The organism is Bradyrhizobium huanghuaihaiense, assembly GCF_007830635.1.
Taxonomy (GTDB): Bacteria; Pseudomonadota; Alphaproteobacteria; order Rhizobiales; family Xanthobacteraceae; genus Bradyrhizobium; species Bradyrhizobium huanghuaihaiense.
The window spans coordinates 74,073-86,692 of the sequence record NZ_VLLA01000008.1 but is presented as its reverse complement, the minus strand read 5'-3'; the positions used below and the strand labels follow the sequence as shown (position 1 = coordinate 86,692).

Sequence of the window (12,620 nt, the reverse complement as noted above, 5' to 3'; positions counted from 1 at the left end):
TGAGCCAGGGCTTTGATTTATCTATGAATCATCTGCCGGATGTGGCGCGCCCGGCGCGACGAAAAGAGACCAAATCGCGTCATTGCGGCTCTGGCCGGCCGCGCTCGCGCCTCGTGCCCTCGGCTGCCAGCGTCGCGAAATCGATCCGGGACATTTCGACGATGGCCTTGGTGCGGCTCAGCACGTTGAGCTTGCGCAGGATGTCGGAGACATGGACCTTCACCGTGGTCTCCGAAATCTTCAGCTCATAGGCGATCTGCTTGTTCTGCAGGCCGCGCTTGAGCATTTCGAGCACGCGCAATTGCTGCGGCGTCAGATCGTGCAGACGTTTCAACAGATCCTGCGCGGGGCCGGCCGCACGTTGCGGGCGCACGAGCGCGCGATAGGCCGCGGGAACGCAGACCGCGCCGCGCAGCACCTCGCCGATCGACTGCGCCAGCTCCTGCTTGGACGATGATTTGAGGATGTAGCCGGACACGCCGAGCGACAAGGCGCCGGACATGATCTGCGGATCCTGATGCCCGGATACGATGACGACGGGGATCCTGGGAAATGCCTTGCGGATGCGAATGATGCCCGAAAGACCTGTGGTGCCCGGCATCGACAGATCGAGCAGGATGAGGTCGAGTTCGGTCATCGCCGCGACCTGCTCGAGCGCACCGTCGATCGACGTCGCCTGAAGGATCTCGGCCGCGGGCGCCACCATCTGGAGCGCGCCCTCGAGGGCCTCGCGGAACAGCGGATGATCTTCGACAATCAGAAATCGCATCACGCGTGAGCCATGCCCTGATTATTGTCGGAGTGGACGTAGAAGCGAGAATGTCTCAGTCCGGTCAGACCGGGTTGATTCAGGTCAAACACGAGATCAAGCACGACATCGCACCTCATTGCGGCCGCCCGCGGTCGGCCCGCGCATAGGGCCGGGCCTTGGGATCGGGCAAGTCCATCTTGCCGATCTCGATGATCGCCTTGTTGCGGCTGAACAGGCCGAGCTTGCGCAGGATCTCGGTGATGTGCGCCTTCACCGTGGATTCGGCGAGCTGAAGCTCCTGGGCGATCTGCCGGTTCGGATAGCCGCGCCGGAGCAGATCGAGCACGCGAAGCTGCTGCGGCGTGAGCTCGCGCAGCTTGACCTCGAGCGCCTTGCTGGCTTCCGCCCGCCGCCGCGGCGCCGCCACGAAATCCTTCGGCACCGACACCGATCCCTTCAGCACGCCCTCGATCGATTGCGCCAGCTCGCGCTTCGACATCGATTTCGGCAGATAGCCGGCGGCCCCCAGCTCCAGCGCCTCGCGGACGACGCGCTGGTCCTCGTCGCTCGACACGATGGCGACCGGCAGGCGCGGATAGGCCTCGCGCAAGCGCAGGAAGCCGGAGAAGCCGGTCGAATCCGGCAGCAAGAGGTCGAGCAGCGCGAGGTCGATGCCCTCGCCCTGCTCGGCCGTCAGGATGTGAAGGGCATCCTCGATCGACATCGCCTCGAAGATCCGCGCCTCCGGCAAGGCCAGACGCACCGCATTGCCGAGCGCCTCGCGGAACAGCGGATGATCGTCGATGATCAGGAAGCTGGTCATGGCGCCTTCACAGGACTGCACCGCCGAATAGTGCACCGCACGGGCATCCGCCGCCGGAGCGGAAGAGGCAGAACCATGCGGCACCCGTCCGGCACCGGGATGATGCCGGACGGACGCTACCACATCCTCCCGATCGGGTTCGGTCAAGATCGTTCAGTCGTTCGATTCGGACTGGACCGTCAGCAGGAAGGAATAGATGCTGTCGAACTGGTCGTCGGTGTACACCTCCTTCCAGGCCGGCATGCCCTTGGTCGGCCGTCCCTCATGCACGGTCGTCCAGAACTTCTCGCGCATCTCGTCGCCGTAGCGATGACGCAGCAGCCGCAGATCGATCTTCCGCTCGCTCTGGATGGCATCGGGACCGTGGCAGTGCGCACAGGTTCCGTTGAAGATCTCCTTGCCCGCGCCGACGGCCTCAGGACCCGGCGCTGCCGCATCGCCCTTGGTCTCGGTCGCCACCACATTGGCGACCTGCGCCACGGCGGCTCCGGTTCCCGTCCCCGTCGTCGTTCCCGCCGGCACCGCACCGAAGCGAACCGGCGCGCCGATCGGCAGGCCGTATTTCACCGCGAGTGCGCCGATCGTGCTCTGAAGCTGCGGCAACACGGCATCGACGCGATCGCGCAGCTCGGTCGAGGTCTTCGCAAAGCCGATGGCGGCATCCCATGACAGGCCTTCGCCTTCGATGAGCTCGATTTGATAGCGGCCGTTATAGGTAGTCTTGTTCAGCCAGCCGGCCACCGGCCCCCAGATGAAGGCGACGTCGGCCCTGCCCTGGTCGAGCGCCTGCATGCCTTCCTCGGGCGACAGCACCGTCACCTTCTGGATGTCGTCGCGGCTTGCGAGCAGGTTTTGCGGCGTGCTGGCGAACTGCACGGCAACACGCTTGCCCTTGAGGCCGTCGATGCCGCCGGGTGCTTGGCCCTTCGCAGATTCCTTGGCGGCGACGAGAGCATAGCCTTCCTTCGCGAAGCTGCTGGAGAAGATCACGGGCGGTCCCATGAAATCCTCGGACCGCGGCAGCCCGATCATGGCGTCGCATTGCTTGCCGAGCAGCGTGACGCGCACGGTGCGCTTGCCGAAATAGGATTTGTACCAGTCATAGGCGATCGGCCGGCCGAGCGCCTGCGCCAGGGCCTGCCCGATCTCGACGTAGAAGCCCGGCTGCGACGGACTATCGCTCGAGAACGGCAGATTGGTCGGATCGGCGCAGAGACGGAGCGGCTGCGCTTCGTCGGCGTGCAGCGGCGAGGCCGGAACGATCAGCGCCGCGGCGGCACATGCGAACAAGGCTGAGATGGAGCGGCCTCGGCTCGCACCGATGGCAGAATGATTGGCACGCATCCTCGTCTCCCATAACGTTGTTGGGCCGGAGTTCGTTGAGCCAGGCGCCGCGGCATCAGGCATCGGCCGATGCCGCAGCTAAAGTCTGAAAAAAGCGCGCGCGTATCCCGTCACCTCGAGAGGATACGCGCGCGAGTGGTCACTGGACGGAGAACACGAAGAGCGAACCGCCCTCGGGAGCTGCGGCCGTCATCTTCTTTCCTACCTCGCCCAGGAACGCAGGCAGCGCAGCCGTGCGGCCGACGACGATGGCGACATATTGCTTGCCGTCGACCTGATAGGTCACCGGACCTGCGCCGATGCCGGAGCCGAGATTCTTGCTCCACAGCACCTTGCCGGACTTCGCATCGATGGCGCGGAAATCGCCATGGATGTTGCCGGCAAACACGAGACCGCCGCCGGTGGTCAGCGTGCCGCCGTTGAACGGCAGGTCTTCCTTGATCGACCAGACCTTCTTCTGCGCGACCGGATCCCAGGCCACGAGCTCGCCGAGGAAGCCGCCGGGGCCTTCCTTGGTCGGGAATTCGGCGCCGAGATAGAACACGCCGCGCTTGTAGGCGACGTCACTGACCGACCAGTCCATGCAGACATTGTTGGACGGGATGTAGACGAGGCCGGTCTGCGGGTTGAACGACATCGGCTGCCAGTTCTTGCCGCCGATCAGGTTCGGGCAGATGTCCTTGGCGGGATGATTCGGTCCGGGGCGCTTGTCGGGATCCTCGACCGCGCGCATCGTGGCGACGTCCCACTTCTTGGCCCAGTTGGAGAACACGTACTTCTCCGCCGACAACACCTTGCCGGTCTCACGGTTGGCGACGAAGAAGTAGCCGTTGCGATCCGCCTTCATCAGCGCCGGAACGGTGCTGCCGCCGATCTTCAGATCCGCGAGCACGGCTTCGTTGACGCCGTCATAGTCCCAGGCATCGGCCGGCGTGGTCTGGATGTGCCACTTGATCTTGCCGGTGTTGGGATCGAACGCCACCGTCGAGGCGGTGTAGAGGTTGGTCAGCTTGCCGAAATTGCCGTCGCCGGTCGAGCGCACCGCCGTGTTCCACGGGCCCGGATTGCTGGTGCCCCAATAGACCGTGTCGCTCTTCGGATCATAGGAGCCGACCAGCCAGGCCGCGCCGCCGCCGTGCTGGGCGGAGTCGCCCTTCCAGGTGTCGCCACCGGGCTCGTCCGGCGACGGAACGGTGAAGGTCTGCCACACCTGCTTGCCGGTGTTGATGTCGAAGGCCTGCAGCGAGCCGCGCACGCCGTATTCGCCACCGCCGAAACCGGTGATGACCTTGTCGCGCACGACGAGCGGCGGCGAGGTGATGACCGACCCCTGCTTGTAATCGACCACCTTCGTCGTCCACAGCGCCTTGCCGGTCGCGGCGTCCAGCGCCGTCAGCTTGCCGTCGAGGCGGCCGACGAAGATCTTGCCGTCGGCATAGGTGACGCCGCGATTGTTCACGTCGCAGCAGGCGTATTGCAGCACGTCCTCGGGAATGTCGGGCTCCCAGGTCCATTTGCGCGCGCCGGTGGCCGCATCGAGCGCGTAGACGTATTTCGGCCCCCACGAGCTCGAAACGTAGAGCGTGTTGCCGATGACGATCGGCGAAGATTCGTTCGACCGCAGCGACGCCAGCGAGAACGAATAGGCGAGCGTCAGCTTGCCCGCGTTCTCGGTGTTGATCTGCTTGAGCGGGCTGAAGCGCGTGTTGCCGTAGTCGTGGCCCGCGACGGCCCACTGGTTCGAATCGGACTGCGCCTTGAGCACGGTCTCGTTGGCGCGGACGCCCGGTGTAGCGGCGGCGAGCATCGCAATCATGGAGATGCCGGCCAAGAAGCCCTTCGTTCCAAAGGTCATGTATTCCCTCCGCGATGTTGTTGTGAACGCCTCGTTGGGCGCCTGAGCGCGCTGCGCTCGTGATGCGCAGTTCGTCTGCGAGCCATCGTTCGAAATTACAGCATCGCGTTTGCGCGCTTAGTATAGGCGGAAGGTAGTAGTGCAGATCATCGGCGGCTTTCGCCGCTCATCTCGTTGCCGAAGCTCGCGTCTTGCCCGTATTTTTCAGCTCGAAATGCGCCATCGGATTACGGCAGCATCGCGCCGCAATCCGATTTGTCCGGCCCACTCAGCGCAGTAGGGTGGGCAAAGCGAAGCGTGCCCACCTCTTCTCTCGCACTCGTGGATTAGTAAGTGGTGGGCACGGCGCAAGAGCGCCTTTGCCCACCCTACAAGTTCGCGTCGGGGCGCCGAGGACGACGTGCTGATCAGGATGATGGCGCTACCAGGCCGGCAAAACTTTCGAAGAAATTCGCGGCGAGTTTTCGCGACGTTGAGTCGATCAGCCGCGAGCCGAGCTGTGCGAGCTTGCCGCCGATCTGCGCGTCGGCCTCGTAGTGCAGGATGGTGACGTCGGGCGATTCTTCTTCCAGCCTGACCTTCGCGCCGCCCTTGGCAAAGCCGGCGACGCCGCCGGCGCCCTCACCGACGATGCGGTAGCCATTGGGCGCATCGATGTCGGTCAGCGTCACCTTGCCGCTGAACGTCGCCTTCACCGGGCCGACCTTCAGCACCACGGTCGCCGTCATCTCGGTCGGCGATGCCATCTCGAGCGATTGGCAGCCGGGAATGCAGCGCCTGAGAATATCGGGATCGTTGAGCGCAGCCCACACCGTGGCCTTCGACGCCGGGATCCGCTGACTGTCGTTCATCTGCATCGCTTCCACCCCTTTTGGCCGTTGCTTGTTCGCTTCGACTAGGAGGACGCCCGGCTGCGATCAATCGCCAGGAAGTACTAGGAGGTCGCGAGCGACGCGGCTCGCCGGCGGGCCTCGTGCGGGGGCGCAGCTTCGCTGCATCGCAGCGAACAAAATCAATGACTTAGCTCGCTTCCGCCTACTACCAAGATCGCGATTACAAGGGCGTGAGCGCGTGCTCCTATTCGCGACAAGGAACAAGGCATCAAGGGGAGAAGCGACGCGCGAGGAGCGCGACGTCCAAGGCCAGCGCTCAAAAGGCCAGCGCTTCGCGCGATAGTGGTTGAGCGCAGGCCGCTGCTGACGACGTGGACACCGTTTTCGCTGGGCTCATTGCAAGGTTGCGCCCTGCGCTGGTGGCGACACGAAATGTCGCGACCGAATCGTACATCTACGGCGACCGCCACGATGACCTTTCCATGACGCGCGGTCAGCAAAATCCCAGTTGCAAAGTTCCGTTCGCGCTGTCTCTAATTAGAATAACTACAAACATTCGGGAGGAGTACGCCGTGTCTACAGTCAAACTGACGGTCAACGGCAAGGCCGTTGCCGTCGACGTCGAGGACCGCACGCTGCTGGTCCATGTTCTGCGCGATCACCTCAACCTCACCGGAACCCATGTCGGCTGCGACACCAGCCAGTGCGGCGCCTGTGTCGTGCACATGGACGGCCGCGCGGTGAAGTCCTGCACCATGCTTGCGGGCCAGGCCGACGGTGCCAACGTCACCACGATCGAGGGCATCGCCAAGGGCGACGAGCTGCACCCGATGCAGGCCGCCTTCCGCGACAATCACGGCCTGCAGTGCGGCTATTGCACCCCGGGCATGATCATGTCGGCGATCGACATCGTGCACCGTCATGGCGGCCAGCTCGACGAGGCCACCGTCCGCCAGGAGCTCGAGGGCAACATCTGCCGCTGCACCGGCTATCACAACATCGTCAAAGCCGTGCTGGATGCGGCCGGGCGCATGAAGGTCTCGCAGGCGGCCGAGTAAGGCCGCCCGCTTCGAACAAAGAACCACCGCTGCAGCTTTCGAGGGAAAGCGCAGTCGAAACAATTTCCGGTCGGGAGGACCAGACATGGGTGTTGAAGGCATCGGCGCGCGCGTCGTGCGCAAGGAAGACAAGCGTTTCATCACCGGCAAGGGCCGGTACGTGGACGACATCAAATTGCTGGGCATGACCCATGCCCATTTCATCCGCAGCCCGCATGCACATGCCAAGGTGAAGGGGATCGACTCCTCCGCGGCACTGAAGATGCCGGGCGTGGTCGCGGTGCTCACCGGCCAGCAGCTCGTCGACGACAAGGTCGGCAACCTGATCTGCGGCTGGGCCATCACCTCCAAGGACGGCAGCCCGATGAAGATGGGCGCATGGCCGGCGATGGCGCCGGAGACCGTGCGCTTCGTCGGGCAGGCCGTCGCGGTCGTGATCGCCGACAGCAAGAATCTGGCGCGTGACGCGGCCGAGGCCGTGGTCGTGGATTACGAAGAGCTCCCGGCCGTCGCCGACATGCACGCCGCCATCAAGGCCGGCGCGCCGCAGCTTCATCCCGAGGCTCCCGGCAACCAGGTCTATGACTGGGTGATCGGCGACGAGGGCGCGGTGAGCGCCGCCTTCTCGAAGGCCGCCAACGTCGTGAAGCTCGACGTCACCAACAACCGCCTCGCCCCCAACGCGATGGAGCCGCGCGCGGCGATCGCCGACTATGACGCGGCGGAAGAGCATTTCACGCTCTACACGACCTCGCAGAACCCGCACGTCGCCCGCCTCGTGCTGTCGGCATTCTACAACATCGCCCCTGAGCACAAGCTGCGCGTGATCGCGCCCGACGTCGGCGGCGGCTTCGGCTCGAAGATCTTCATCTACCCCGAGGAGATGGTGGCGTTGTGGGCCTCGAAGAAGGTCGGCCGTCCCGTGAAATGGACCGGCGACCGCACCGAAGCCTTCCTCACCGACGCACATGGCCGCGACCATGTCACCCATGCCGAGATGGCGTTCGACGCCAACAACAAGATCGTCGGCCTGAAGGTGAAGACCTACGCCAATTTCGGCGCCTACATGTCGCTGTTCTCGTCGTCGGTGCCGACCTATCTCTACGCGACGCTGCTGTCGGGCCAGTACAACATCCCGGCGATCCATGCCGAGGTGATCGGGGTCTACACCAACACCACGCCGGTCGACGCCTATCGCGGCGCGGGCCGGCCCGAGGCGAGCTATCTCATTGAACGTCTGATGGAGACGGCGGCGCGGCAGCTGAAGGTCGATCCGGCCGCACTGCGCCGGGCCAACTTCATCACCCAGTTCCCGCACCAGACGCCCGTGATCATGGCCTATGACACCGGCGACTTTAACGCCTCGCTCGATGCCGCGATGAAGGCGATCGACTATGCCGGCTTCGCCGCGCGCAAGGCGCAGGCAAAGTCGCAAGGCAAGCTGCGCGGCATCGGCGTGTCCTGCTACATCGAGGCCTGCGGCATCGCCCCGTCGAAGGCGGTCGGCAGCCTGGGTGCCGGCGTCGGCCTGTGGGAGTCCGCCGAGGTGCGCGTCAATCCGGTCGGCACCATCGAGATCCTCACCGGCTCGCACAGCCACGGCCAGGGGCATGAGACGACGTTCTGCCAGCTCGTTGCCGATCGCCTGGGTGTTCCGATCAGCCAGGTCTCGATCGTCCATGGCGACACCGACAAGGTGCAGTTCGGCATGGGCACCTACGGCTCGCGCTCGGCGGCCGTTGGTCTCACCGCGATCCTGAAGGCGATGGAGAAGATGGAGTCCAAGGCCAGGAAGATCGCCGCGCATGCGCTGGAGGCGTCGGAAGCCGACATCGTCATCGAGAACGGCGAGTTCAAAGTGACGGGCACCGACAAAGCGATCGCCTTCCCGATGGTCGCACTCGCGGCCTACACCGCGCACAATCTGCCTGACGGGATGGAGCCGGGCCTGAAGGAAAGCGCCTTCTATGATCCCTCCAACTTCACCTTCCCGGCCGGCACCTATATCTGCGAGCTCGAGGTCGATCCTGGTACGGGCAAGACCTCCTTCGTCAACTTCGTCGCGGCCGACGATTTCGGCCGGCTGATCAACCCGATGATCGTCGAGGGCCAGGTCCATGGCGGCCTGGTTCAAGGCATCGGGCAGGCGCTGCTCGAGCACGCCATCTACGACGCCAATGGCCAACCGGTCACGGCCTCGTTCATGGACTACGCCATGCCGCGCGCCGACGATGTGCCCTCCTTCAACCTCTCCCACACCACGACGCTCTGCCCGGGCAATCCGCTGGGCATCAAGGGTTGCGGTGAGGCCGGCGCGATCGGGGCGTCAGCGGCCGTGATCAACGCGATCACGGATGCGATCGGCAAGAACAATCTGGAAATGCCCGCAACCCCTGATCGGGTGTGGCGCACGATCAACGCGGCTTGAGAGGGAGGAACGAACATGTACCAGACCACATATCATCGCGCCTCCTCCGTGGACGAGGCTGCCAGTCTGTTCGGCAAGAGCAGCGAGGCCAAATTCCTTGCCGGCGGGCAGACATTGCTGCCGGTGATGAAGCAGCGCCTCGCGGCCCCCACAGATGTCATCGACCTTGGCAAGATCAAGGACATGATCGGCGTCGAGGCCTCCGGCGACACGCTGACGATCAAGGCCGCCACGCCGCATTACGATGTGGCGACCAGCGATGCCGCGAAGAAGGCGATTCCAGCGCTCGCCTATCTGGCGTCGCTGATCGGCGATCCCGCCGTGCGTTATCGCGGCACGATCGGCGGCTCGATCGCCAACAACGATCCGGCCGCGGATTATCCGGCCGGGCTGCTCGCGCTCGGCGCCACCGTGAAGACCAACAAGCGGTCGATCGCGGCGGATGACTTCTTCAAGGGCCTGTTCACCACCGCCCTCGAAGACGGCGAGATCATCACCGCCGTGTCGTTCCCGGTTCCGGCGAAGGCAGGCTACGCCAAGATGCGGCATCCCGCCTCGCGCTTCGCGCTCACCGCGGTGTTCGTCGCGCAGACGAAGTCCGGCGAGATCCGGGTCGCGGCGACCGGCGCGTCGCAGAGCGGCGTGATGCGCGTTGGCGTCATCGAAGCCGCGCTGAAGGCGAACTGGTCGCCGTCGGCGCTCGACAGCGTCAACATTCCCGCGAGCGGATTGCTGGCCGATATCCACGGCACGGCCGAGTACCGCGCCAACCTCGTCAAGGTGATGGCGCAACGCGCCGTGGCTGCCGCGGGCTGACAATCCCGCGCCAGCGCCTCGACGCAAATTTTCCGCGGCGCGCACTTCGGTGCGCGCCGTTTTTATTTTGCCCATGCGGCATGAAAACCGCTTGCCTCGCTGGCGGGAAGGCGAGAAAAGTTAATCAGCCGATTAACTCGCCCCCAAGTGCGACGTAAGGCAGCAACGTGAGGCGCCTGCCGGATCACCGGCATCGCCCGCGACCCGAGGAAACAACAACGTGCTCGACAAACCCTCCCAAAACTCTTCCGTCCGCACCGCCGGCCCGCTCTCGGGCTTCCGCGTCGTCGAATTCGCCGGCATCGGGCCCGGCCCGTTCGCCTGCATGATGCTGGCGGACATGGGCGCCGACGTCGTCACGCTCGACCGCGTCGGTGCGAAGAAGAGCATGAAGTCGGTGGCGGGCCGCGGCCGCAAGGTGATCGAGCTCGACCTCAAGGACAAGGCGGCGATCGCAGAGGTGCTTGAGCTGCTCGCCAGCGCCGATGCGCTGGTCGAGGGCTTTCGTCCCGGCGTGATGGAGCGGCTCGGGCTCGGCCCCGAAATCGTGCTCGCGCGCAACCCAAAGCTCGTCTACGGCCGCATGACCGGATGGGGCCAGGAAGGCCCGCTTGCGAATGCCGCCGGCCACGACATCAACTACATTTCGATCACCGGCGCGCTCGCCGCGATCGGCACGAAGGAAGCGCCGGTGCCGCCGCTCAACCTGGTCGGCGATTTCGGCGGCGGCGCGCTCTATCTCGTGGTCGGCGTGCTCGCGGCGCTGCTGGAAGCGCAAAGGTCCGGCAAGGGCCAGGTGGTCGATGCCGCGATGTGCGACGGCGCCGCGTCGCTGATGTCGTTCTTCTTCGACATGACCACGCTCGGCCGCTGGACCGAAGGCCGCAACCAGAACTTCCTCGACGGCGGCGCGCATTTCTACGGCGTCTATGAATGCGCCTGCGGCCATTTCGTCTCGATCGGCTCGATCGAGCCGCAGTTCTACGCGCTGCTGCGCGAGCACGCGGGCCTGACCGATGCCGATTTCGACGCGCAGATGAATCCCAAGGCCTGGCCGGCGCTGAAGGAGAAGCTGAAGGCGGTGTTCAAGAGCAAGACGCGCGAGGACTGGTGCAGGATCATGGAAGGCTCCGACATCTGCTTCGCGCCGGTGCTGACCATGTCGGAAGCGACGAAGCATCCGCACATGGTCGCCCGCGAGGTCTTCCTCGAGCGCCACGGCGTGAAGCAGCCGGCACCGGCGCCGCGGTTCTCGCGCACGCCGTCCGCGGTGCGCGAGCCGGAGGCGGCGGAGATTGGTGCGGTGACGAAGGCGTGGAAGAGGTAGAGGCTCCAAACTTCACTGTCGTCCCGGCGAAGGCCGGGACCCATAACCACAGGGAGTGGTTTGGCGAAGACTCGGAGTTCGGTACTTTCACCGATCACTATCGATAAATCACGCGGTATGGGTCCCGGCCTTCGCCGGGACGACACCTGTTGTGAAGCAGCAGCGAGGGCAACAGCGGAAGCTTACGCCGCGTTCCCCACCTTCAGCACCCCGCGCCGGATCTGATCCTCCTCGATCGATTCGAACAGGGCCTTGAAATTGCCCTCGCCAAAACCGTCGTCGCCCTTGCGCTGGATGAACTCGAAGAAGATCGGGCCGATGGCGTTGGCCGAGAAGATCTGCAGCAGCACCTTGGTCTGGCCGCCTTCGACCACGCCTTCGCCGTCGATCAGGATGCCGTTCTTCTGCAGACGCGCGATATCCTCGCCGTGCTTGGGCAGGCGCGCATCGATCCGCTCGAAATAGGTCACGGGCGGCGACGGCATGAACGGCAGGCCGGCGTCGCGCAGGCCTTCGATCGTGCTGTGGATCTCCCGGCAGCCGCAGGCGATGTGCTGGATGCCCTCGCCGCGATAGGTCTTCAGATATTCCTCGATCTGGCCGGAATCGCCGGCGTCCTCGTTGATCGGAATCCGGATCTTGCCGTCCGGGCTGGTCAGCGCGCGCGAGAACAGGCCGGAGGCGCGGCCCTCGATGTCGAAGAAGCGGATCTGGCGGAAGTTGAACAGCTTCTCGTAGAAGCCGGCCCAGACATCCATGCGGCCGCGATGGACGTTGTGGGTGAGATGGTCGAGATAGAACAGGCCGGCACCTGCGGGCCGCGGGTCGCGTGCGCCCAGCCATTCGAACTCGGCATCATAGGCCGAGCCATTGGCGCCGTAGCGATCGACCAGATACAGCAGGCTGCCGCCGATGCCCTTGATCGCGGGCACGTCGAGCGTCTTCTGCGCCGATGACACATCGGCGGGCTCGGCGCCGAGCGCGATCGCGCGGTCATAGGCCGCCTTGGCATCGACCACGCGAAACGCCATCGACGGCGCGCAGGGGCCGTGGGCGGCGACAAACTCATAACCGTGGGTGCCGGGCTCTTCGTTGACGAGATAGTTGATGTCGCCCTGGCGATAGACCGTGATCTTCTTGGTTCTGTGCCGCGCGACGGGCGCATAGCCCATCAGCTTGAACAACGCGTGCAGCTCGGCCGGATCGGGATGCGCATATTCGACGAACTCGAAGCCGTCGGTGCCCATCGGATTGTCGGCACTGATGGTGGCCGGCGGTGCATCGTGCGGAAACGGACCCATGCTGCTCTCCCAATTGCGGCTAGGGAAGAACTATCCTTCATAAGACACGCAAGGAGCGTGCAAACGGGACGGGATTTGGCTATC

At 64.7% G+C, this 12,620-nt stretch carries 10 protein-coding genes; 4 read left to right on the top strand and 6 right to left on the bottom strand.

Going from position 1 to position 12,620, the window contains the following annotated elements; all coding sequences use genetic code 11:
• Positions 1-79: 79 nt before the first annotated feature.
• From IQ16_RS18025 to IQ16_RS18005, 5 genes are all read right to left on the bottom strand, one after another.
• Positions 80-769, bottom strand: coding sequence for a response regulator (locus IQ16_RS18025; RefSeq protein ID WP_051123047.1), 690 nt, complete (start codon positions 767-769; stop codon positions 80-82).
• A 115-nt stretch (positions 770-884) separates the two neighbouring features.
• A complete protein-coding gene (locus IQ16_RS18020) occupies positions 885-1,574 on the bottom strand; it encodes a response regulator (RefSeq protein WP_018646250.1) in 690 nt (229 codons plus the stop codon).
• A 153-nt stretch (positions 1,575-1,727) separates the two neighbouring features.
• Positions 1,728-2,918, bottom strand: a complete 1,191-nt coding sequence (locus IQ16_RS18015) for a c-type cytochrome (protein WP_026312499.1) — start codon at positions 2,916-2,918, stop codon at positions 1,728-1,730.
• Positions 2,919-3,057: 139 nt separating this feature from the next.
• Entirely contained in the window at positions 3,058-4,773 is a 1,716-nt protein-coding gene (locus IQ16_RS18010) for a PQQ-dependent methanol/ethanol family dehydrogenase (RefSeq protein WP_018646249.1), read from the bottom strand.
• A 407-nt stretch (positions 4,774-5,180) separates the two neighbouring features.
• The gene (locus tag IQ16_RS18005) at positions 5,181-5,630 is read right to left on the bottom strand and encodes an SRPBCC family protein (RefSeq protein ID WP_026312497.1); all 450 of its coding nucleotides are present in this window, start codon (positions 5,628-5,630) and stop codon (positions 5,181-5,183) included.
• A gap of 548 nt (positions 5,631-6,178) precedes the next feature.
• Between IQ16_RS18005 and IQ16_RS18000 the strand changes: the two genes are divergently transcribed.
• The 4 genes from IQ16_RS18000 (at position 6,179) to IQ16_RS17985 (ending at position 11,235) form a co-directional block, all read left to right on the top strand.
• Positions 6,179-6,664, top strand: a complete 486-nt coding sequence (locus IQ16_RS18000; protein ID WP_018646247.1) for a (2Fe-2S)-binding protein — start codon at positions 6,179-6,181, stop codon at positions 6,662-6,664.
• Between the two features lie 85 nt (positions 6,665-6,749).
• A complete protein-coding gene (locus IQ16_RS17995) occupies positions 6,750-9,092 on the top strand; it encodes a xanthine dehydrogenase family protein molybdopterin-binding subunit (RefSeq protein WP_018646246.1) in 2,343 nt (780 codons plus the stop codon).
• Positions 9,093-9,107: 15 nt separating this feature from the next.
• Positions 9,108-9,908, top strand: coding sequence for an FAD binding domain-containing protein (locus tag IQ16_RS17990; RefSeq protein ID WP_018646245.1), 801 nt, complete (start codon positions 9,108-9,110; stop codon positions 9,906-9,908).
• Positions 9,909-10,128: 220 nt separating this feature from the next.
• Entirely contained in the window at positions 10,129-11,235 is a 1,107-nt protein-coding gene (locus IQ16_RS17985; RefSeq protein ID WP_026312496.1) for a CaiB/BaiF CoA transferase family protein, read from the top strand.
• Between the two features lie 182 nt (positions 11,236-11,417).
• Here IQ16_RS17985 and hppD read toward each other — a convergent pair whose 3' ends face one another.
• Positions 11,418-12,536 carry a 4-hydroxyphenylpyruvate dioxygenase gene (hppD, locus tag IQ16_RS17980; protein ID WP_145831646.1) on the bottom strand — a complete coding sequence of 373 codons (1,119 nt, stop codon included), beginning with the start codon at positions 12,534-12,536 and terminating at the stop codon, positions 11,418-11,420.
• Between the last annotated feature and the right edge of the window lie 84 nt (positions 12,537-12,620).